This window comes from Paenibacillus sp. Y951, assembly GCF_056786395.1.
In genome coordinates this window covers 16463-40656 of sequence record NZ_JBXCIY010000011.1, presented here as the reverse complement: position 1 = coordinate 40656, position 24194 = coordinate 16463, and the positions used below count along the sequence as shown (strand labels likewise).

17 protein-coding genes are annotated in these 24194 nt (G+C 38.6%); 3 read left to right on the top strand and 14 right to left on the bottom strand.

Annotation, left to right across the window (positions count from 1 at the left end; all coding sequences use genetic code 11):
• Positions 1-87 precede the first annotated feature (87 nt).
• A complete protein-coding gene (locus AC1TPB_RS15980) occupies positions 88-3033 on the bottom strand; it encodes a glycosyl hydrolase 115 family protein (RefSeq protein ID WP_482077418.1) in 2946 nt (981 codons plus the stop codon).
• Between the two features lie 149 nt (positions 3034-3182).
• Between AC1TPB_RS15980 and AC1TPB_RS15975 the strand changes: the two genes are divergently transcribed.
• Positions 3183-4883 (top strand): SGNH/GDSL hydrolase family protein, encoded by a 1701-nt coding sequence (locus tag AC1TPB_RS15975; protein ID WP_482077417.1) that lies wholly within the window; start codon positions 3183-3185, stop codon positions 4881-4883.
• A 219-nt stretch (positions 4884-5102) separates the two neighbouring features.
• On the opposite strand, the gene AC1TPB_RS15970 is transcribed toward AC1TPB_RS15975, so the two are convergent.
• The 5 genes from AC1TPB_RS15970 to AC1TPB_RS15950 all read right to left on the bottom strand — a co-directional run bounded on the left by AC1TPB_RS15970 (position 5103) and on the right by AC1TPB_RS15950 (position 9747).
• Positions 5103-5819, bottom strand: coding sequence for a hypothetical protein (locus AC1TPB_RS15970; RefSeq protein ID WP_482077416.1), 717 nt, complete (start codon positions 5817-5819; stop codon positions 5103-5105).
• Positions 5820-5947: 128 nt separating this feature from the next.
• Positions 5948-7030, bottom strand: a complete 1083-nt coding sequence (locus AC1TPB_RS15965; protein WP_482077415.1) for an alpha/beta hydrolase — start codon at positions 7028-7030, stop codon at positions 5948-5950.
• Positions 7031-7234: 204 nt separating this feature from the next.
• The gene (locus AC1TPB_RS15960; RefSeq protein WP_482077414.1) at positions 7235-7504 is read right to left on the bottom strand and encodes a CD3324 family protein; all 270 of its coding nucleotides are present in this window, start codon (positions 7502-7504) and stop codon (positions 7235-7237) included.
• A 13-nt stretch (positions 7505-7517) separates the two neighbouring features.
• A complete protein-coding gene (locus AC1TPB_RS15955) occupies positions 7518-8456 on the bottom strand; it encodes a hypothetical protein (protein ID WP_482077413.1) in 939 nt (312 codons plus the stop codon).
• Between the two features lie 292 nt (positions 8457-8748).
• Entirely contained in the window at positions 8749-9747 is a 999-nt protein-coding gene (locus AC1TPB_RS15950) for a protoglobin domain-containing protein (protein ID WP_482077412.1), read from the bottom strand.
• Between the two features lie 274 nt (positions 9748-10021).
• Between AC1TPB_RS15950 and AC1TPB_RS15945 the strand changes: the two genes are divergently transcribed.
• Both AC1TPB_RS15945 and AC1TPB_RS15940 read left to right on the top strand, forming a co-directional pair.
• On the top strand, positions 10022-10792 hold the full coding sequence (locus AC1TPB_RS15945; protein WP_482077411.1) for a helix-turn-helix transcriptional regulator: 771 nt from the start codon (positions 10022-10024) through the stop codon (positions 10790-10792).
• A gap of 236 nt (positions 10793-11028) precedes the next feature.
• Positions 11029-12447, top strand: coding sequence for an RNA-guided endonuclease InsQ/TnpB family protein (locus AC1TPB_RS15940; RefSeq protein ID WP_482077510.1), 1419 nt, complete (start codon positions 11029-11031; stop codon positions 12445-12447).
• Between the two features lie 95 nt (positions 12448-12542).
• On the opposite strand, the gene AC1TPB_RS15935 is transcribed toward AC1TPB_RS15940, so the two are convergent.
• From AC1TPB_RS15935 to AC1TPB_RS15900, 8 genes are all read right to left on the bottom strand, one after another.
• Positions 12543-14042 (bottom strand): glycoside hydrolase family 43 protein, encoded by a 1500-nt coding sequence (locus AC1TPB_RS15935; protein ID WP_482077410.1) that lies wholly within the window; start codon positions 14040-14042, stop codon positions 12543-12545.
• A 117-nt stretch (positions 14043-14159) separates the two neighbouring features.
• On the bottom strand, positions 14160-15170 hold the full coding sequence (locus AC1TPB_RS15930) for an endo-1,4-beta-xylanase (RefSeq protein ID WP_482077409.1): 1011 nt from the start codon (positions 15168-15170) through the stop codon (positions 14160-14162).
• 79 nt (positions 15171-15249) lie between these two features.
• Positions 15250-16785, bottom strand: a complete 1536-nt coding sequence (locus tag AC1TPB_RS15925) for a glycoside hydrolase family 43 protein (RefSeq protein ID WP_482077408.1) — start codon at positions 16783-16785, stop codon at positions 15250-15252.
• 233 nt (positions 16786-17018) lie between these two features.
• Complete coding sequence (locus AC1TPB_RS15920) at positions 17019-18734, bottom strand: response regulator transcription factor (protein WP_482077407.1); 1716 nt, start codon at positions 18732-18734, stop codon at positions 17019-17021.
• Between the two features lie 2 nt (positions 18735-18736).
• Positions 18737-20356, bottom strand: coding sequence for a sensor histidine kinase (locus tag AC1TPB_RS15915; protein WP_482077406.1), 1620 nt, complete (start codon positions 20354-20356; stop codon positions 18737-18739).
• 230 nt (positions 20357-20586) lie between these two features.
• A complete protein-coding gene (locus AC1TPB_RS15910; RefSeq protein WP_482077405.1) occupies positions 20587-21465 on the bottom strand; it encodes a carbohydrate ABC transporter permease in 879 nt (292 codons plus the stop codon).
• A gap of 12 nt (positions 21466-21477) precedes the next feature.
• Entirely contained in the window at positions 21478-22380 is a 903-nt protein-coding gene (locus tag AC1TPB_RS15905; protein ID WP_482077404.1) for an ABC transporter permease, read from the bottom strand.
• A gap of 92 nt (positions 22381-22472) precedes the next feature.
• Positions 22473-24188: an extracellular solute-binding protein gene (locus tag AC1TPB_RS15900; RefSeq protein WP_482077403.1), complete on the bottom strand. Its 1716-nt coding sequence runs from the start codon at positions 24186-24188 to the stop codon at positions 22473-22475.
• Positions 24189-24194: the final 6 nt, after the last annotated feature.

The following is a 24194-nucleotide window of genomic DNA, read 5'->3' as shown; positions in this document are numbered from 1 at the left end:
AGCTTCATATTCATTCTTACAATCATGCAAAATCGAGGCAACCTCCTAAGAGATTGCCTCGATTTTATTACATTTACCTATACTTACTTACTTATGATTCTTCATATCCATGTAATAATCTAGATCAGACAAATGCTGTTCTGTCTGCACGGCTAATCTTGTGTTAGGACGGTTACTCCCTACATAATAGCTTTCTGGCGGGCCAAACCATGTATGAGGTAACTCTTGCTTCGCAAGAACTAGCTTTTGAATAACTAATCCAGCATCAATACTGTAAATTTTAATAGAGTGAACACCTTGCTCTAATTTATGGATAGACGCTGATTGATGAATATTTTCAATAACTCCCCTACCCCAGCTACCCTTACTAGGATGGCCTGCGATAAAGTGCTCTGCCAAGGAATTAACAATAACCTCTTGATGATCATCGACAGTGACTCCATACTTTAGTTCAACAACAGTCGTTAGATTATTCGTTGGCGCAGTAAACAATGTGATCGTATACTCCCCTGGTTCGTTAATTTGAACCTTATATTCTACATATGGTGATTCCATAATAGATAATGGCTCATACACATCAGGGTACACTTTTAGGGCCGATAGATGCTTCCCGTAGTTCTCAATGAGCTGCCACTGTCTATTCGATTTTGAGGATATATGGAAAGCATGTTCTGCTTCAATGGATACTACACCATTATGTTCAATAAAGGTCATATTCGATAATCCACTTATATCGATCCATTTCGCTAAAACATTTACTTTAATCGATTGCCCTGCACCATTAATTACTAATTCCGCTTGTACGTCACCCTGCAGCTTACTCCAATCTACCGATACCAATATTTGCTTTCCAATATCAATGCTACCTACAGCGCTATCAACATTCAACCAATCTACAGTAGTTGTGATAGAATAGGAAAATGATTCACTACCTCCATTACTAATCAACAAACTATAGCTCTCATTATTAATATTCGTAAAAGCTGGTAGCGTCGCATTGCCAGTCGTATATGACTGCTGACACCCTTCAATATCTAGAATCATTTTCCCTTCTTTATTAAGAGTAATATATTTTGCCGCAGGATACTGCCAGCCATCTGCGTTCCAGCTAACAAATCCAATATGTGGCGAAGACATCATGCCATTCCATTTGCCACCTGCTACTTCTTTGTTGTACTTACTCTCAAGCCATTGATCCGCTTCAATCGCCTGCTCTATCAATTTTGCATACCAATTAGCATAACTACTTGGATACTCACGAATTGCAAACTTTTCATTGAAAGCTACACTCGCATGCAAAATATGAATATTTGCGGTAGCAACTGCTGGATAACCGACTAGCTGGTAATATGAATCCTTAGCAACATCTGGAATATCCTTATCATCGTATGCTCGGTTTGCCAAATCAAACGATTTTGCGAGTACCTGCTCCGCTTCATTATAATGCTCCGTGCTATAAGTATGCTGATCTAACAATTCTGGCTTGCAGCTGCTATTCATCTTCGTGTAATCCTTTAAGGTTGACGAAATTTGTTCAAGCTTCCCTACAGTAACATGCTCTCCAAACTGCTGCTTCACCCAATTATCAATATAAGCTGATGTTTGGTTCCGTCCATTTTTACCATAGGTATCAAAATCGTAGGCCAAGTCCATAAAATATGAGATTGGTAGTTCTTGTGGTTTTAGATCTCCGACATTCACAATCCAAATATCTTGAATGCCATACTCATAGGCCATCGTAAGCTGCTCCCATGTTCGCTCAAGCTGTGTCGAATTAATCCATTCATAAGAGCGAGGTCCTCCATGATAATCAAAATGATAATACATTCCCCAGCCTGACTTTCTATCGCGACCTTCGACATTAGGCAATGTACGTACATTTCCAAAGTTGTCATCACAAAGCATAATCGTTACATCTTCTAACTCATTCCATTTCTCCAAGCCATCAACTTCTTCGTTACCATGCCAACATCTCTCTACTTCCTTATATACCATTAAAACCTTGGGAGCATCTGCAAGATCCTTCTCTTGCAATATCTTTTTCTGAGTTAGAATAATATCCTTCAGAAGCTCAATATTTTCAGCAAGATCAAGCCTTAGTGAGGAGTCACGTTCTCCTCGCATTCCAAGCGTAATAATGTTATCGAAATTTTTATTACGCTCTACACCATCTTCCCAAAACTTTGATATTCCTTCTCTATTCACACGGAAATCCCAATCATACTTCTGAGCATATTGCTCGTATGTCTTGGACCACTCCTCACCAGAACGACACATAGGCTCATGATGCGAAGTTCCAATAACGATCCCATATTTGTGTGCAAGTTCAGCATTAGCCAACTTATTTCGTTGTCCATCTTCACTAAATATGGCACTCCACATCGCAGGCCATAGATAGTTACCTTTTAGTCTTAAAATTAACTCAAACACCTTACCATAGAACAATTCATTGAAGCCACCAAATTGATTATTGACCCAATTTCCAAGCGATGGCCATTCATCATTAAGAAATATCCCTCTATACTTTACAGATGGTTCTTTGGAAACTATATTTAATTGAGTTATCTCAATTGAGAGATCTTCTTTTTTGGCAGGTACTACATCTGCCCAATATACCCATGGACTAATTCCGATCAGCCCTGATAAATGATATGTACCATATATAGCACCTCGCTTATCGCTACCCACGATAACAACTGCATGATCAATTCCTGCCAAAGGCTGTTCTATATATGCAATCTTGAATACTTCCCACTTCCCCTGAATATCTGTTATATCAAGTTTGTTTTCACGTACGAACTGATCAATTAAAGCGTTATTGCCTACTGAGCCTATAATCAATACAGTCCCAGCAAGTTGATTGAAATCGGAGCTAACCTTCAACGTTTTGTTAGTAATTAGCTGTACATCTTGCACAAATGAATTCGCAATAAGCTCCAGCCCTTCATAATCAGGTCCATTTCTATCAATGTAAATCTGTGCAGTTTCTCGACCTTTCACTAAATCTAGATGTAACGTTGCCGTACTTCTCATCTCAATTTCCCCTTCCAATTTCACTAGTCATTGAATCTATCGCCGTATAATATTATGTAGGTTTAGCGATACTTAACATACTTTAACAGGTTTTCATTTCAAATAGTACCCAGTAAAATATAGATATAACTTAGAAAAGGATGATCTATGTGGCCAATGATTCCCTGCAGTATTCAACAAAAACAAGAAAAGGATTTTATTTTCTATTAGATTCTATTATTGAAGCTACAGCACAACCAGACAGGAGTTATCGTCAAGATATCTATATGGAAGGTCGTCTCGTGGACATGGCTAGACATGCAAGTAGAATAGCCGATGACACGCTGTTAGATCTATTAAAAAGTTGCACAGGCTTCCGTCAATTAGTACACAGCATTGGCATATCAGTCCAATGCGATGAGGGGGATCAACTAACAATACCCGTCAACTATGAAAACTGGGGAAAGACGAACAAATACGAGACGGGTACGCGCATGAAAACAATCTGTCCAACCGATGGCTCTGAAACGATCCTCCTTCTCAGTGATTACGATTGGTCAGAAGAAGATGATGTGCCAGGCAAGCTTAGCTTTGAATTTTCACGTGCAGGTGCGTTAGCCACAGTCAGCGTATTTTTATACTTTAATGATGGCTTTGAGTCTCCTCAACAGGAAGTCAATGGTCCTATTGACCCTAACTCACCTGCCTATCACAACATGATCAGCAAATCACTACTACAACTCGGAAACAACACACGATTAAAAAGAGCTATCGATAAAGCACGAAAAGGTGAAGAGGTAACCATTGCCTATATTGGTGGATCGATTACTGAAGGCGCCAGCGCAAGGCCCATTCATAATTCATGCTATGCCTATCAATCTTACACTAACTTCAAACAGCAATATGGTAAAGATAATGGAGAACATATTCACTTTATTAAAGCTGGCGTAGGCGGAACTCCATCGGAGCTTGGCATGATTCGCTACGAAAGAGATGTACTAAAGCATGGCGCTGCTCAGCCAGATATCGTTATTATTGAATTCGCTGTTAATGATGCAGATGATGAAACGAGGGGAGCTTGCTACGAAAGTCTAGTGCTTAGAGCACTACAGGAGCAAAATGAGCCTGCTGTTATACTACTGTTCAGCGTATTTATTACTGACTGGAATTTGCAGGATCGACTTTCACCCGTCGGCAAGCATTATGATCTGCCGATGGTTAGCATTAAGGATGCATTAGTCGAACAATTTGATATGACGAAGCAAGAGGGACTTGTCGTCACGAAGCAGCAATACTTTTATGATATCTATCATCCTACAAACATTGGCCATACGATAATGGCAGATTGCTTAGGTTTCTTAATTGCCGAAGCTGATCGTAGTGTTCAAAGTGAACAGGATATTGACTTGAATAAGCCGCCGATTATTGGTAATGATTTTGTTCATGTATCGTTACTCGATCGCATTCATAACACACATCTCGCGCAAATTTGTGAGGGTAGCTTCCATGCAACAGATACTGATTTGCATCAGGTCGGGTTAGACGATCAAACCATCCGCACACCTCAATTCCCTAACAACTGGATGCATACTACAGAATCGGGCAGTAATAGCTTTATGATGAAACTGCATTGCAAAAGCCTTCTACTAATATATAAAGATAGCGGCAGTAATGAGTTTGGAAGTGCAGATATATTGGTGGACGGCAAGCTAGCAAAAACGGCGGATCCACTTCTGATTCAATGGACACACTGCCATCCTATCATTGTACTTAACGAGCTAGAAGCAATGGATCATACTATTGAGATTCGCATGTCAGCAGGCCATGAAGATAAGTGCTTCACGATACTTGGCTTTGGGGTAGTGCAGTAAGAATAGTTAATAAGTAACTTCTGCAACCCAACTGGCAAAAACAAAATAATATAGCTAGGCTATAACAATTTCCCACTGAAAAAGTATCGTTCATGCGAAAAAGGTACAATCATTCACGAAAAGTGAGGAGATTGTACCTTTTTCACCTAGTTCAATAACTGGATTCTTACCTGTAGTATCCTTATCATTGGCCACAACTTCATACATGTCTTCCCAACTTTACGGTAGTGTAAGCGTGAAGTGATTTTCTTTGTCTTCATAAGAAATGCCATCCATATCCGCACCAATCATTGTTCCAGTATCATCCGGGTCTTTCAAAACAATTTTCGAAATAGCCCAGTAATCGGATGACTCCCTATGTATTCTTTCTACTGTAATGGTGGCATTGCCTGTATCCAAAGTTTCAGTCATAGTTATTAGTGGGTATTCAAAAGAAATTTCAAGCTTATCAGATGTTACTTCCTTAGATTGTAGCTTTTCAACCTTTCCCATACGAGGGCTGGAACCACCAGTTACCCAAAAATTATCTTCGAATTGTTGCTTCGTTTGTTGACGTAGCTCTGGTGACAGAACAGCATATTGCAGAGCACCACTTCTACTCTGAACTCCCTTGATCCAAGTCTGAACAGCTTCTTCTGGAGTTGCAGCAATTAGCGCATTCTCTAGACTATTCACTTGCATTGCCACATTAGAGGATTCTGGTGTCGTGACAAAGATATTCTTATCCTTATAAGTTACTTCTCCATTGAATTGATCCACGATAGATCTTAGAGATACCATTGATGTACCATTTACCACATTCAATTTCAATGCGCTACTGTCAAATTCTATATTATTAATAAAGATCCGTACATCGGGTGATTTGGCCAAAACCGCACCCGACATCATAAGAAAAACTGCACATGAAGCAATGATAATCTTCGATTTCTTTTTCAATTGACACTCCCCCCTAATTAATAGAAATATATGGTTCTATATATAGACGGACATAGTGAGATTTAAGTTACAACTTATGTGGCGCACTTTAGAAATCTTGTTATTTGGTTGTATTCGTTGTTTGAACTCTAAGTTCTTCCCTCAAGCGTCTTCTTAACAATATTGGACTTTAATTGATCGTCACCATTTCTAAATGCCAATCGACTAAAATTGTAGGCACCATTATTCCAAACATTGAAATCATGAATACCATCTTTTATTAGAATTTCATAATAATGAGCGAGATCATTTCCCGCTTCGTGTATAAGCTGATCTGTCGAATTTAAAAAACTGTTATTTGCGATTCCATCTTCACTACCACAGGTAGTGTATAATAATTGAAGCTTATGGGCGCATGACGCCAGACTGGCTCCAAGAGTCTTGCCGTCACTCGACGTAGGAGCGTTTGAGAAAGTCCCTACATAATCGAATAAATCGATCATTCCAGGGGCAAGTACAGTCTTATCTAGACCGTTGTTCCAGGGACTCTCTGTTCCAGTGAATAGCGCTGAATCATGTCTGTAACCCCCGACAATTAAGTTCAGAGCTTGCATTCCGCCCATAGACAACCCAGCAATTGCTCTTCGCGTGCGGTTAGATATTATTCCCTCAGGTGATGTATCAGTAATATCTGCGTAGGTATTGTAGTTTGCTTCTATAAATGGAATTAGATCGTGTCTCAGTTCATAATCTAAGTAATAGAATCCTAGCATATTCGTTCCCTCGGAATTGAAGGAACTGTCCGTCCAGTCATAGGCGCTTCTTCCATTGGGGAATACGATAATTAGCGGTTCCATATCGCCATTTGCAATAAGATTATCAAATATATTGCAAATGACGAATCGATCGTTAACTTTACCGCTACCTCTTAACCATTCATATTGATCCCCGCCTACTCCATGAAGTAAATACAATACATTGTATTTGACGGTTTTGTCGTTCGGGTCATAACCTGCTGGCAAATAGACGTTACATTTCTTTATCAGGGCTTCACCCGTAACGACTTCTCTTCCAGCTTCACCGATATCGATATTTTCAGCCGTTACAAGCTGTCGAGATAGATTAATATAATTGCTTACCTTATAGGTAACCTCTTGAACCGTACCTTGAAGTTCTTTATTAACCACACCTACATATTCTTCAGGTAATTCCGTCACATTGATGCTTCTCATGAATTATTATCGTCCCTTCAGCTATATATTTGTCCACAGTAAGTAAAGATTATGAAATTTCGTCTCATTAGATCAATATTATCACGTGGATTAAGGGGCGGTAACCTTACAAACTTCATATCTTTGCCTATGAGCCTCTTTAGAATGCTAAACTTAATGCCATGTTCATGTGTGCTGTAAGCGAAATAACGTATGAAGTTTTCCCTAATTACTTTGCCTTTCATAAATAATCCCTCTAATTCGCTCCTCACTTAAATTGAAAATTACAGCCAATTTCGCTATGCTTAATCCTCCATAATATCTTCGGGTTATTTCTTCATTTCGCTGTTCCATTTCATCCCGAATTCCCGTTGAAGTTCCCCAGTTTTGACGTTCGGTTTGTGGAATATAGATGTGTTTTCCTTTTACATACTTTTGAATTTCTTTAATTAAACTTTCTGGCAACACTTCTTTGGCATTAACATATTTTTTCATAATGATAATCCCTTTATATATTTCTATGAAGACGGAGTATATTAGCATTTTCAAAATTTTCGTTATGGAACCCCTCGGTAACCATCGCTGCAAATACATTAAAATTTTTCAAAGTAATTAGAGTAATAACATGATATATATTTAATTGTTTCATCGAAAACAAAGTACCTATCAGAAATCTTCTTATTTCATTATGATTCAAAAGATATTTCGGTCTCACATGCAGTCCGAACGAATAAGCATCGAGGCATTCATTATCAGTACCTCTATTACATAACTCAACCCTATAATAAGCAATACCAGCAATCTCATTCGATACTTGATCTCTAAGCGTGAGTATTACTTGATCTGGATTTCTATTTGAAGAATATTGATCTTGAAATAACCCTGCCATTGCCTCTTCTCCATCCTCAATCAGAACTCCCTTAATATCATCATAATTCATTTCTAAAGCTGGCTCTATACCCGTTAAATCCATGTCCTCGGGTTCATTCCACTCTCTTAAATCCAGTAATAATGTGACATGCCCATACTCATCCGCAATAAACCCTAGCTTCTCCCATAAAGATATCCCCTTATTTCTCACTTGCCCAAACTTCGTAGAAGTAAATACATAGAGTTTAGTTCCACCTATTTCTTGAATACAAGACGTGCACTTATTCAATAAATCTTCAAGTACATTGTCAAAAGCATCTAGAAACCCGAATGCAAGAATACCATTTTTTGTTACCTTTGAAGGAGAAACTCCCATGAAAGCTACGATTGTATTGTCCTTTTCAGCGATAAAACCATTGATTGAGTTATCCGGATTACAATATTCTTTTTTCAATTCTTCTCCATCCCCAATAAATGAAACCTTTTCATTACCTGAAAATCGTTGAAGAGTATCGTTAATTAAGTTGTACATGGCTTCAAAGTCATCAGTTTCCTTCACAGCTCTAATCTGAATCATGCTCTTTATCCCCTTTCGTTCCCGCTACTCATATTATCGCAAAAATTGACGTCGGATAAAATATCGAAGATTATTATAAAAATAATCAAACAATTGATTATTTTATTGCTGATGAGATTTATCAATATTCGCAATCTACTAAGTTAACGAAATAGTTATCAACGATTTGTTAAAGTTTCAGTCCAAATCCCTTTCTACTAAACGTCTAAATAATAAAAAGGAAGTTCCACTTTGTAAGTGAACTTCCTTTTTATTTTTTTTTTTACGCTAGTAGTACATATTCTTTCGTTATCTACTTCAAGCTATCCAATTCCACCGTTACTTTTTCAATTAGCTCCACAAAAGAAGCTAATTCTTGAGATCTTTCTACTTGATTATGAGAATAGAGCGAATTATGTTCTGAGTCTCTTTTCACTTCGGTAAGTGTGGAATTAATATTGTTCAATCGACCTTCAATCGTTCCTAATGAATTCTTAGAACGATGTGCTAGCTTTCTAACTTCATTCGCAACGACTTCAAACCCTCGTCCGAATTCTCCTGCTCTTGCCGCTTCAATGGCAGCGTTTAAGCCTAGGAGATGGGTTTGATCTGCTACTTCCTTCATCATCTCACCAATCTGATGAATAGATTCGACCTCTTTGTCCAAATACAGTACATTTTGATGCGTTTTCTCTTGATAATCAGCATTTTTAGATACGGAATCTTCAATCGATTCGCTACTATCTTTCAACTGTACCATTAGAGATACCAATTCTTGAACTGCAGCGCTAACTCCAGTTAGCAAATGATTTTGCTTTTCTAATAGACACTCAATCTTGGCTTTTTCATCAGTTTCATATGCTTCCAGCACTAATTGTGAATCAAAATTAAACATTTTCGTCAAAGAATGAACTACATCGATCCATTCATCTGGCATCAGCTGTTTAAACAACAATGTAGCAATATCCAAATATATAATATATGTACCCAAATACCAATTCGTTGTTAGACCAATTTTGGAGTGAATCTTTCCGATAAACAAACGTTTCTCAACAAACTCTTCATCGACTAGTCCAAATGCTAGCGAACGGAAATACCATCGCTGTGTTTCCTTTAAGCGATCCAATGTACTATGTTGTTCTATAATGGCACATAATTCGGGTTCAGCTACTACCTGTTTATATAGTTCATCGACTAGCTGATCGACAATAAGTTCAAATTCCTTTTCTTTGCTTTTTAATAAACTCAAATCTGCTTCAGTAATGCCAATATAACTAATTTGTTGCAGTCTTGCTGGTCCGAGATTAATCATAAATGGCTCACTCCCCTCATCCTATTATTTCAAGGTAATATTCATCGCTCTACAATATATTAATAATTATCATACCGCAAAAGATTAAGGGTGAATACTATGAAAATGTCGAATGTTTAGATTTACGGAATTAAGTTGTCCCGAATCTTGTAACTAGTAAACGAATGTAGCAGGAGCAAAGATTTGCACATTGTGAATCCCCCCCATATTTCCCATAATTAAAGCGTATACAATTATTACTCAACACAGCTTATACTGCTAAGGGGGAAATTCCATGTTTAATATACTGCTTGTTGATCCGAACGATTCTTCACTCCAGCAAACAACGAATCTAATCGAGCAATTAGACATTAATGTTAACGTAACTGCTCATACTACTCAATTCGATCATGTAACTCAGTTCATTGAGTTACAATCGTTCTCACTTATCGTAATTAATATTAAAGGCTATAATACTAGCGGACTTTTACTTTGCAAAAAAATACGTTGCAAAAGTCGTATTCCGATTATTCTTATTGGTGGTAAGAATGACTTTCAAATTGCCAGAAAAGCATTAACATATCAAATTAATGACTATCTAACTGTCCCCTTGTGCGAAGCAGCATTCAAGTCTAGCTTGCTAGCTATTAAGCAAACGCTTACAAACCGTTATTCATTTGAAGCTATCGATTTACCACAATCATGGCTTCATAACAAAAAAGAGGAGCCCTCTGCTTCGATTATTGATACCATCAAAAAATATGTACAGGATGACCTCCATCAAAATATAACATTAAAAAAAATATCAAGCATGCTTCATTTTAATTGTGCTTATTTGGGGCAAAAATTTAGATTGCATGAAAATATGTCCTTTAATGAATATTTACTTCAGCAAAGAATGGAAAAAGCAAAGTTTCTGCTGAAGAAGACTGATATGAAAATATATGAAATTGCCAACGAAGTTGGCTACAGGGAGATCGATTGGTTCTATAAAAAGTTCAAGCAATATACTGGATTAAGCTCCAATGAATATCGTAAGAAACACGAATATTCTCCAGCAAATTGATTACCCTTGAATAAACACCATGCACTGGTAAGCAGGAATTCCCATCCTCTGTACCAGTACATGGTGTTTGTTTCTATTTCTATCCGTTTTCGCCGAGAAGACTTCCACTTCTATAAGTGGCCAGGTTAATCGGCGATTTCTTGAATAATCCCGCAAGATGTTCTTCCTTTCCTATATCCTAAGAGGTATAATAAATAGAGAACATATATTCGTATTCTCGACTGGAAGGGGGTGAGATTTTGTCAGATTCAAAGTCCATGTACAGAACCCATCAAGTATGGATTAAGCCAGGTCATCGCTTGTTTCCGTACCTCGATCAAGCATGCCAGGATGCTAAGAACTTGTATAACACGACCAATTTTTACATCCGACAGATTGTGACCGCATTTGAGAAGAACGAGTCTCTCCAACCGTTGCAACGAGAAGTTCTAGATACGTTGGCGTCACATATTGATTTAATGAATGAACGACGAAGGGAAGGGAGCAGTTCCCATCCGTTCAAGCTACCCTCGCAAGAAAGTCCTTTTGTTCATTACAACTTCCTCGACGCCTTGTTTAAAGTGATGAATCAACTCGATTATCGAGCGCTCCCGACGCAGAGCAGTCAGGGAATCATGAAGGCGGTGTTCCACAATTGGAAATCCTTCTTTGTCAGTATCAAGGATTACCGCCAGCATCCTGAGAAGTACAACGGCAAGCCCAATATTCCGGGATATGCTCGGAACAAGGTCAAGGAAGTTATCTTCTCCAACCAAGACTGCGTGATCAAAGAACGAAAGTTTCTCAAGTTTCCAAAGAGCAAGCTACAACTGAACATCGGAAAACTGGGCTGTACCGACGGACAACTGAAGCAAGTACGTGTCATCCCAAGCCATGGACAGTACGTCGTCGAATTAATCTTCGCTTATCCGCTCGAAACGAAGGAACGAGTACAAGACCACATGCTGGCGATTGATCTTGGTGTCGTCAATCTTGCAACCATCGTCACGACGACCGGAGCGAAACCGATCCTCGTGAAGGGCAAGATTGTGAAAGCAATCAATCAGTATTACAACAAGATGAAAGCGTATTATACTAGCATTCTTCGTCAGGGTAAGGAACCTCGCGAGGGGGCGTATACATCCAGGCGATTAGAACGGCTCCATCTGAAACGCAATCGGAGGATCAAAGACTTGTTCCACAAGACAAGCCATCATATTGTTATGTTGGCAGTAGAGCAGAATATCGGTACGATCGTCATTGGACATAACGATGGATGGAAACAAGCATCCGGAATCGGACGGCGAAATAATCAGTCCTTCCATCATATTCCCCATCACATGCTCATCAAGATGATCGAGTATAAGGCAGCTGAGCAGGGATTCACCGTGATCCTGACGGAAGAGGCGTATACTTCGAAAGCCAGCTTTGTAGATCAAGATCCGTTACCGAGTTATGGTGAAGAAGGGACATGGATCTTCTCAGGCAAACGGATGTGTCGTGGTCTGTATCAGAACACGAAGGGTTTGATTCATGCCGATGTCAACGGTGCAGCCAATATTATGCGAAAAGTATTCCCAAACGTATCGGTCAAAGATGCGAATGGGATAGAGGGGTTGGATGGTAACCAGACCATCAATGTGTCAACTCCACTGGTGTTAAGCATCCTGAGATAAATGGGATGAACCATCAGAAACCCCCACTTCAATCGAAGCGACAACTTTGGTAAGTGGCGGGAGTATTCATTGGATCAGCGTATATGCTCCATCAATTAACTCATAAAGTGGAAATAGTCCACATCAATAAATCCACCTGGGTGCACGGCTGCATAATTATATAGACCGATGCGATAGCCCATAAAATGATCCAATGTATATTTCATTGCTAAAGGATGACCAATTTCACTCCATTGTCCTTCTTCTGTACCATAATAAAACTTAGCGATATCTGTACTATTTTCAAAGTTAAATTCAATTTTGAGATAGACGCTACTATACTCATATGGAATAGACTGGACTATATCCTCCATGCCGTCGCCGTTGTTTACACTCATTACAACGGCTTTATTGCCAGCGCTATCTATCTTCACACCGACAGTCCCGAATAAATTTTGTAGTGCAATTAAGCCAGCATGATCACCAGGCTTCATATTAGTAATATCGATTACGGTCATGGCGATGCAGGCGGGACCTTCCGTCCGTTGCGTTAGCGTATTACGAGCCTTCAATACACTATCAACAACATTGCCAGTCGTTAGCCGCAGATGGCTTGCTCGTGCCGTTACAGACCAAAGCTCGTTATTCGGATTATGGTTCCATTGCCAATTCAATGCTAGCTTATTAGCTTTGTAATCGAACTCGTCACTAATGACAATTGGTTTCGCAGCTGTAGAGGGGAAGTCTGTTGTAAACTGCTGCGGAGCCTTCCCATCTATGCCAATAACCGGCCAGCCATCATGCCATTCCATTGGCAATACGACTGGAATTCTACCAACCGCATCATGATCCTGAAATAGTAATGTATACCATTGATAATCTGCAGTTTCAACAACACCACCTTGAGCAATTCCTTTGTTGCGATAGCCCATATCATCATCCAAAATAATTTTCCGTTCATATGGTCCTAGCAGCTGACTAGAGCGATAGCATACTTGCCTGCGACGCTTATTGCCTACTGTCGGCCATTCGATAAAGAACATATAGTACATTCCATTTATTTTATAAGCATGACAGCCTTCACATTGCAATCCAATACCTTCACTTTCAGTTTCGAGTAATAGTTGGACTATGCCACCCTCTTTGAGACCAGTTGCATCTTCTGTTAACTCGGTAATATAAATACCACCATTTCCGTAAATTACAAACACTCGGTCCTCGTCAAATAGTATGCTCGGATCATGGAATAAACCTTTAATTATAGAGCGCTGCCAGCTTCCATTTTCAATATCATCAGTTCTGTACATATAGAACTGATGCGCATCATTGCTTGAAAAACAAACATAGAATATACCGTTACGTTCGCGTAAACTAGCTGCCCAAGATCCTTGACCATAAATGTTTTTCCCATCAATCATATTATGAGCATCATTATCCTCGAAACTATCATACACGTAATTAACAATTTCCCAATTCAATAAATCCTGTGACTTCATAATTGGACAGCCAGGCATAGTATGCATACTTGTACTTACCATATAATAAACATTGCCAACACGGATAATATCAGGATCCGGTACATCAGCCCAAATAATTGGATTCGTAATTTCCATCATTCACTCTCTCCCTCCCTCTACCGCTGTATCGACCGGACTCATCACACCAGCTAATAATATATCGTGCTGTCGCAGCATAATAGAGCAGCTACTTCCCATTAGTTTCCTTTCATAACGCTATTCATTATTAATGACACTCCAAAATGACTTCTTCGGCTGATGCTTCGTATCGAATAGAAACGGCCAATTCTTCCGATTTTGTACCGGAAAATAATCTAGCCATGTGTAATCATCCGCTGCTCCCCAAAACGTTACTGAAGTAATATGCTCGCTATACTCCCTAAACACTTTGAATATTTGATCATATCGCTCCGCTTGTTTTTCTAGCATAGCTTCTGTTGGAGCAATACAGTCGGTGCGCCGATCATCGAATTGGAACATCGATATATCCATTTCAGTAATATGCAATGTTACATCTAAGCTTGCATACTGTTCAATCGTGCGGCGAATATCATCCATAGTAGGATGATCTAGATTCCAGTGTGACTGCATACCAATACCATGAATAGGAACATCCTTCTCCTTCAACGATTTCACTAAGCGATAGATTTTATCCCGCTTTACAGCATCACATTCATTGTAATCATTATAGAATAGTAAGGCCGTCGGATCAGCAGCATGAGCATATTCAAATGCTTTAGCTATAAATTCTTCCCCTGCAATATCAAGCCACTTTGATGGACGCAACAACTCATTACCACTGTCAGATACTGCCTCATTAACAACATCCCATGCATAAAATTCTCCTTTATAGCGTGTAACTACAGTATCAATGTGAGTTTTCATACGTTCTAATAATGTTGGCTCATCAACAATACCACCCGAACTTTGTTCAAACATCCAAGCAGGAGTTTGATTATGCCATACGAGTGTATGACCTCTGACCCCCATACTATTTTCCTTTGCGAAGGCTAGCATTTGATCTGCAGCTTCAAATTGAAATTCTCCTTCTATAGGCTGTAAACTTTCAAACTTCATCTCATTTTCCGCTGTTATGCTATTGAAATGTTGCTTCAACAATTGCTGCTGAATATTAAGCGTCCTTCTATTCACTGCTGCCCCAATCAAAAAATACTTTTCATATTCCTCGTATAACTTTGGCAAGCTTTTATTTTGTAGCGTGTTCATAATAAGCTACCTCCTATTTATTCTTTTCAGTTTATTCTCAGCAAATAATAGCAATGTAAACTATGTCGTTTCGGCAATTTTATTTCTCTATAGAAAATTCATTTCCTTCGTAGTCAAACCAATTAAAATGAGCAGGAGATATAGATTTCACTCCATTACCAGTTGCGTACATCGCGAGCATCACCCCTGTGAATCCACCAGCTACCTCTGTCGCAAGCATTGCACATTCTCCTTGGCCCAATGAAATCGGACTTTGAGTACCAATCGTAGCTTCAAAATAATAATGCCATTTATCTGCTCTAACGGTTAATACAACGGAATCAGCTGACAATGGGAGCTCATTCTCAATCTTCCATAAGCTGCCCAGCCTTCTGCGAAATATAAGCTTGCGCTCGCCTGCAACGCGTGTCACAGCAAGCTCATAATGAAATCTTTCATTCATATAGACGGTAATCCCTGCTTCTTCACCATCATGCTGCGGTTTAAATGTAAGCTGAGTTGATGCTTCGAATGAAAAATGCTGCTGTCTTCTACCAACAAATGCCGGCGTACCGCAATCATTCAGCGTGTCAGCAGAACCATGTAGCGTCAAGCCCCCTTCCTTACTGTTCAATTCATATTTTTCTTTATTAGATGAACGTAATAAATTCCATTGTGGCGCTAGTGTAGTTGTATTAAACTCATCCCGAATTGGCAATTGTAGCTTTGAATTTACATTTAACCCTTCAGCCGACATTACCTCACTAACTGTTCCGTTCTCGCCAATAATCGGCCAGCCCTCCTCGGTCCACGAGACAGGTGCAAGATATGTCTCTCTCCCTAGATGATGACGATTCGGATATCCAACAGGACGAATACCAAGGAATACAGCCCACCAAGCTCCATCACTTGTTTGCACAAAATCTGCATGCCCAGTAGCATGAATTGATTTCGCTTGACTGCGATGCGTCAAAATCGGGTTATAGGGGCATGCCTCAAATGGACCCTCTACCTTCTTACTTCTTGCTACAGTAACCATATGACCATATTCGGTGCCTCCTTCGGAAATAAGGAGATAATACCAATCTCCTCTTCGATAGAGATGTGGCGCTTCTGGATATTGTCCGCCTGTTCCTTGCCATACAAAGGTATAGTCTGTTAACCTTTTTCCATTCTCAATATTAATTCGGCTTTGATAAACTCCAATCCCCGTTTCTGAATTTCCCCATGCCGTTGAAAAATAAACCGAGCCATCCGCATCGAAAAATAAATCCGGATCAATTCCTGGCTGATCGACGTAAATAGGATCTGACCAATCACCAGTTGGATCATTCGTATATACATAAAAGTTCCCACCAGCAGATATATTGGTCGTTACCATATAAAACGTACCGTTATGAAAGCGAATCGTAGGAGCATAAATACCACCTGAACTTCGTGCCTGCTGCAACTCTAATTGCTCAGGACGTGTTAAACAATGTCCTATCTGCTCCCAATTTACTAGATCTTTACTATGAAAAAGCGGAACTCCCGGAAAATATTCAAATGAGCTCGTAACTAGAAAATAATCATCATCACTTCTACAAACACTTGGATCAGGATGAAATCCACTGATTACAGGGTTACAATAATTCATATAATAGCACTCCTTTTCTTCCTATATGAATGAACTATATCGTTTCCTAGAATGAACGACAACCTGTTGAAAAGCGGCACATTCACCTGCCTAGTTATAGGTACGTAACAAAGCTTTCCACTAATTATTTTTGCATAATGAGTAAACAAGTAAGATAGGTATAGAAGCAACTATCGTAACGGTCGCCCTAATGAGTAGCCACTGCTTCGGGTCGATCATTTTTTTGAAATTCATTACATATTTAAAATGTACTTCTCTCTGTATTCCTGTGGAGAATGGCCGGTTGCTTTTTTAAAAAAGCGAGTAAATGAGGTAGCACTTTCATATCCGACTCGCCGAGCAATATCATTTATTCGAAAATTTTGACTCTTGAGTAAATGCTTCGCTTTTATTAAACGAGTTGAATCAATAAACTCAGTCAAATTCCTGCCCGTTTCCTGTTTATAGATGCGTGACAAATAAGACGGATTCAAATGTACTTGTTCCGCTAATCTAACTAGCGACAAATCTTCATCCAAATGATCATTAATAAATTCTTTTAAAAAGTCGATGATATTGTCCGCCCGTTTCTTTTGCTCTACTTTTTGCATATTCAAAAGAACAGAAGACAATTCCGTCAGGTGTAATGCAGCATCATTCCAAGTATCAAATAGATCCGTCCGCATCAGTTGGATCTCTCCAATCTGAAATGCTACCTTTTCATTGAGTCCCCATCGATTGATGTAAGACATCAGATACAGGGACACAGTGTGAAATGCTTCCTGCGCGATGACGTTATTTTTACTGCGGATGCCTCTTAATGGAATAAGGAATTGCTCCAATGCTTCGTAAAACTTCTCCCTTTGTCCTGATTCCAAATACTGCTCAATAATAGAAAGATTTTTCAGTTTGAGTGTCTTTACCAGCTTCTTGCCTTCCACGCATTCTAGATCATAGTTATTGTCAGTGACAGTATCATCATGTATATTCTCATTGACCTCACTGTCAATCAAAAGTATTTTATTTTCGACACCTATCCGGTAGTTTAGCAAATGTTGTAACGAATGATATTGATTAGAGACCGCATCCCAGCGGCTTGCCTTACTACCAATCGTAAAGCTGATTGGCATACAGAAGTTCTCCTGTGAAGCAGATTGTATAACTTCCAATATCCCTTTAAGAAAGGAAAGTGTCTTATCGTAAAAAAGCACCATCATTTCCGAATCCACTGAATTTGTGCTGAATAAGGATTCTTTAGGCTGCACAAAAATAACAAAACGACGATTTTCGTCTAATATAATGACAATATTCAAATGGGTGGCTAAATATCTTTGAATAATTTGCCGAACAGAATATAGCTGTTGCATCTGTTGCATGTAGTCGCTATCCTCAGGAAATTTGTCGATCATGCCCAATACTAGAGTAATAGGCCACTCCACATTAAGAGATATCGATAGTTGTTCGAATTGCTCCTTCATAATTTGCACGCTGCGATTTCCCTTTAAAATGCACATTAAATAGTCTTTTTGAAACAAATCAAGTGCCATATGAACTTGTTCTTTTGCATTGCGGATTAAATCTTCTGTTTTGATTTCTTTGCGAATTTTGGATATATTCTCTTCTACAACTTCAATAACTTTTTCGATATCTTCGGATTTTAGAATATAACTAACATCCCTGTGCTGAATGGCCTTGTATACAAAATCAAATTGGCTATGACCTGTCAATAATATAACTTTACACTGAGGCCATCTTCTAAAAACTTCATCCATTAGTTGTAATCCGTTTATTTCGGGCATATCGATATCAGTTAGTACAATATCAATTCTTGTTCTGTTGAGCCACTCAATGGCTTCTTCACCACCATAGGCCTTATAAACATCAAGATTCAAATGATCCATGCCACGAAAAATTTCGTAAAGATGATTCACAATAATTTCTTCATTATCTACAATTAATAATCTGTACATGCTCAAACCATCACCTTTGGGTTAAGTCGCAACGTCACTTTTAAACCGCCCATTGAGCTTCGCTCTAAACGTAATCCGTTATCGTCGCTGTAAATTAATCGAACTCTTCTATGTATGTTAATTAGACCCGTTGTTTCGCTACTTGTCTCATCGTAAAAAAGTTTTTTCATAAGTTCCAACTTCTGATCAGATAAACCCGTTCCATTATCTTCAATGATAACGCACAAGGCACGATCATCTAACCGAAAGCTTATCGAAATAACAGCCTTTGCTCTCGTGTTTTCAACAGCATACTTGAATACATTTTCGATGATGGGCTGGATGATTAGTCTAGGAACTTGTAAATCTCTAACCATCTCTGGACAATCTTCAAAATTAACTGTCAATCTACTAGAAAAGCGTACTTGCTGAATTTCAGTATAAGTCCGAGCGTGTTCAACTTCCTCATGCAATGGTAAGAAATCTGAATCATTCTTAGTAATAAATCTAAAATATTCGCCTAGAAGTTTTGTAAATGGAATTAAATTTTCATCTTTTAGCTTGGCCATAGTATTAATTAAAAACAGGCTATTATATAGGAAGTGTGGACTAATTTGTGACTGTAATTGCTTTAACATCGATTTTTGATTGAGAATCTTTTGCTTGTATACCTGATCAATCAAAGTAGATACATTTTCAACCATGGAATTAAATCCCTGGTACAAATAACCAAACTCGTTTTTTTTGTTGACCTCGATATGAACGTTGAAGTTTCCACTCTCTACACGACGAAAAGATGCAACAAGCCTTCTCATAGGCTTTTGAATTAAATTGTATGTATAGATAGAATAGAGTACTAAAACTAACAAACCAACACCAGTAAATATCCACAACCAAATATAAAATTCTTGGACAGGAACAAAAATTAATTTCTCTGGGATGTAACGTAATAAAAGCATATTAAGATAATCCGACTTAACGGAAACAACGTAAATGTTTTGACCATCAATCTTACTATAATGAGTGGTATCGCTTTCAAAATTAGTATGGTTTTCTATAAAATCATCCAGCATAACCGTCTCATCATTACCTTTTCCAGGTATCACCATTTGATGGGTTAAGTCTATTAAATAAGTACCACTGTTCTCATATATATTAAACTGCCCTAGCGCTTCTTGTAACGCTGCGGTGTTAATTTCAATCTCTATCATGTATTTTTGAGATAAGCTAGATTTTCCAGCTTGCAGCGTAGTCAAGTAAAGTTTGTCTTCATACTGCACCAGTTGAGCACCCTTTTCCCCCTCCGGCACCCGAAGTAACTCGAATTTATCCATATCAATAGGACTTACGGAGTTGGAGGAGGAAATCGTTTTTTGAATCGGGAGGATATGTACACTTACGTCAGTAATGTAGGAATTACTGTTATGAATCGAAATTAATCGCTGATGAAGTATTCTCATACTTTCCACTATCTCATATTCATTCATAATGGAATAACGAATGGCAAGCTTTTCGAGATATTCATCATTGAGACTATCATATTGCAAAATTTTAATACGTTCTATTTCATCTTCCAAACTTTCAAGATAAAACGATACCTGTGCAGTTGTAGAATTTATTATTTCATTCTTTACTGTATTCAAGCTCCAATTATACATATATATTCCTAATATAATAATTAGTAGGAGCGCGAATAGAAATGTCGAGATCAGTCTTATGAAGATACTTTCTCTGATGTGCAGCTCCCCCTTATACATGTAACTTTATTCATATTTTACAATTATGTTATCATAAAATATGATTATTATGTAGTTAAATGTATTAGGAACAAAAGGAGATCATATTCTACTAACGTTTTGTTTCAATTACGATACTAACCTTTAACACTACCTACCACCATGCCTTTTACCAAGAACCGCTGCATGAAGGGATAAACGCAAATAATTGGCAATGCTCCCAGAAATATTTGAGCGGAGCGCAATGTTTTGTCTGATATGGTTGCCATTAGTTTTGCTTCCTCTGGTGTCATAGTACTGAAGGATTTTTGAACGACAATGGTCTGAATATAACTTTGAACAGGATAATTGCTAGGATTATTCATATATATTAATCCATCAAACCAACTATTCCAGTGAGTAACAAGTGAAAATAGTAGTATTGTAGCTAATGATGGTAAAGATACTGGAACATAGATTTTCCAAAGCGTCGTCCAATGCCCTGCACCATCAATAAAAGCAGCTTCACTTAATTCCTTTGGTATCATACGGAAGAAATTCAACATTAAAATAACACTAAACACTGGCACAGCGGTCGGTAGTACTAGTGCCCAGATTGTATCTATCAATCCTAACTGGATAACGACCATATATGATGGGATTAGCCCTGCACCGAATATCATTGTAATGAAAAAACTCCATGAATAGAAGGTGCGGAATCGGAATTCACCTTTTTCTTTAGAAAGCGGATAGGCTATCATTATTGTAAGTAATAGATTAATAGCCCCCCCTAATATAACGCGTTGCAAAGATATACCTATTGATTTCCAGAATGCAGCGCGCTGTGCCACAAACTCATAGGCAGCTAGTGTAAATCCTTTGGGCCACAATGATACCGTACCTGTTGCAGCAATGGAGCTTGAGCTTAGCGAAACAGCCAGTATGTGAATCATTGGAATGAGACATATCAATCCAACTAGCAACAAAAAGAAATTATTAAAGAGTCCAAATAAGTCTATTTTCTTTCGTATACGCATGATAAATCCCCCCTAAAAAATTCTATAATCCGCAACTTTGTATGCAACGAAATATGACACAGACACTAGTACAAGCGCGACAACAGACTTAAATAATCCTACTGCAGTTGCTACACCAAATTGTGCGTCCAACAACCCTATTCGATAAACAAAGGTATCGAGGATATCTCCACTTTGATACACCATTGGGCTGTACATATTGAAAATTTGATCAAAACCAGCATTGAGTAAATTCCCTAGATTAAGTACCATAAGAAGAACAATTACCATTTTCATTCCTGGTAGTGTTACATGAAACGTCTGCTTCCAGCGATTAGCTCCGTCGATCTGTGCTGCTTCATATAAATCCGGGTTTATTCCAGTAATCGCGGCTAAATAAATAATCGTTCCATATCCAAATTCCTTCCAAGTATCGGTTAATATCATGGTTATCGGGAACCATTTGTTATCCCCGAGGAAAAAGATAGGTTCAAAACCAAACAACTTGACTACTTGATTGACCAAGCCATCATTTGGCGATAAAACTTCAATAAAGATACCACCTAGTACTACCCATGATAAAAAGTGTGGTAAATAAATGGCAGTTTGAACTCCTCTTTTCAAAGCCATATTCTTAACTTCGTTTAGAAGTATGGCAATAGCAATCGGTACTAGTAGTCCCAAAATAATTTTCATGACCGCAATATAAAAAGTATTCCACATAATATCATTGAAACTGGGCAGGTTCATTACATATTCGAAATTACTCAGACCAACCCATGCTTGATCACCAAATAAGCCCTTGGCTGGAATAAACTTTTGGAATGCAATAATGATACCTCCCATAGGAAGATAACTAAAGATGAGTAAAAATAAAAATCCCGGCAATATCATTAAATGCAGCGGTATTTCTCGGTTTAAGATTCTTTTTTGCATATGCTTCACCCTGTTCTATGTTTGAAATTATGAATAGGAAGAGAAAGGATGCTTTTTAGGAATAGTAGCATCCTTTCTCTTTCAAAATTAATCTATTTTACTGAAGCGTACCACTCATTGACTTCTTTAGTCATATCCGCTCCGCCAAGCTTATTCCAGTCAGCAACGAACTTGTCAAACTCATCGATTGAAACTGCACCCATAATTAGCTTAACGAATACCTCTGTTTCCAGAGATTTCAATGTAGACTGTTTTTCCGTCATTGTAAGAGTAGGTGGACCAGCATAGCCCTCAAGCATCAGTAGATCGTTATCGATATATTTAACGCCATGTCTGAATACGCCGTCTACGTCGTAAATTTTAGGCCAACCCCATTGAGTGGAATCTCCATTTTCATATGCCATAATGTTGTTATGAATAGATAACGGTTCGCCGGTCAACTGATCTAATGTATTATTAGCACGAGCTGTCTCAAGATCTCTAAACGCAGTAATGTTTTTGTAAGGAGGGTACGGTTGTACTGGTGAATATTTCCATACACCTACTCCTCCATTAGCTACTGGCATATAGTAATAATCAAAATCACCCGTTTCTCCCCAAACTAGTTCTACGTGAAGATTAAACATTTTGATTAATGCCTCCGGATTAGAAAACCCTTTTTTGACAACCCAGAATTCAGTAGCTCCGAAATTTTGAGGTGATAGAACTGGTTCCTCATCGACTGATACTAAAGAATATCCTTCCCAATTTGCATCTGGATCGTTCTGATAGTTGCTAATAAGCGGATACATTGGGTTCCATTGTGCACCGAAGTCCATGCCGACCTTACCCGCTGCAATAGTTTCCGCTACTTTACCGCCATCTTTTACACCAAATTCCTTATCAATCTGACCAGCCTTATACATAGTAGATAGTACTTGCAACGATTCCTTTACTTCTGGGAGTGTACTACCCCATACTAAATTACCTGAACCATCGTCTATCCACATATTAGGGTAAGCGTGGTATCCGGCGAAGAACCCTTCTAACCCCATGGCACCTCCGTAAAGATCTTTTGTAATAGCAAGGCCATAAGTATCATCTATATTGTTACCATCTGGATCTTGAGTTGTGAATGCTTCGCTGATTGCAACGAGATCATCCATCGTTTTTGGGGCTGGAATTTCTAATTTTTCTAGCCAGTCCGTACGAAGCCAAAGATATACACCATCACCGTAGACTTCTGGGATACCGACACCCATCATTTTCCCATCAATTTTTGGCGCATTAAGAACAGCAGGGCCTTGAACGTCGTAATATTCCTTCAAAAGATCGGATGCATACGGATCCCAATATGGTGTCAAATCCTCTATCATATCAGCTTCGGCCAATTGCTTCATCTGAGCACCAGTTACACGAAGCATGTCAGGAAGTGATCCTGAAGTTAATGTAACGTTCATTTTTTGAGTATATGCATCTCCACCACTTACCGTCCAATCGTATTTCACATCAATACCTAATTTTTCTGAGTACGCTGTCAGCCAGCGATTGTCTTCCACTGTCTCTCCTGGTGTTTTAGGAATGATATTATCCTGCATATCATTGTCCACATCGCGAGCGAATCTGATTGTGAGCGCTTTATCATATTTGCCTAGTGGATCGTTGTCTCCCGCAACTACTCCGTTAGACTCATTCCCTGAGTTATTTACCGTCGGACTAGCTGAAGGTTGATTTTTGGGTGAATTGGAATTACATGCTGATAAAACACTTGTAGTCAAGAGTAATGTAGCTAAAATAGTAATTGATCTCTTGTAAATAGAACGTTTCAAAATTAT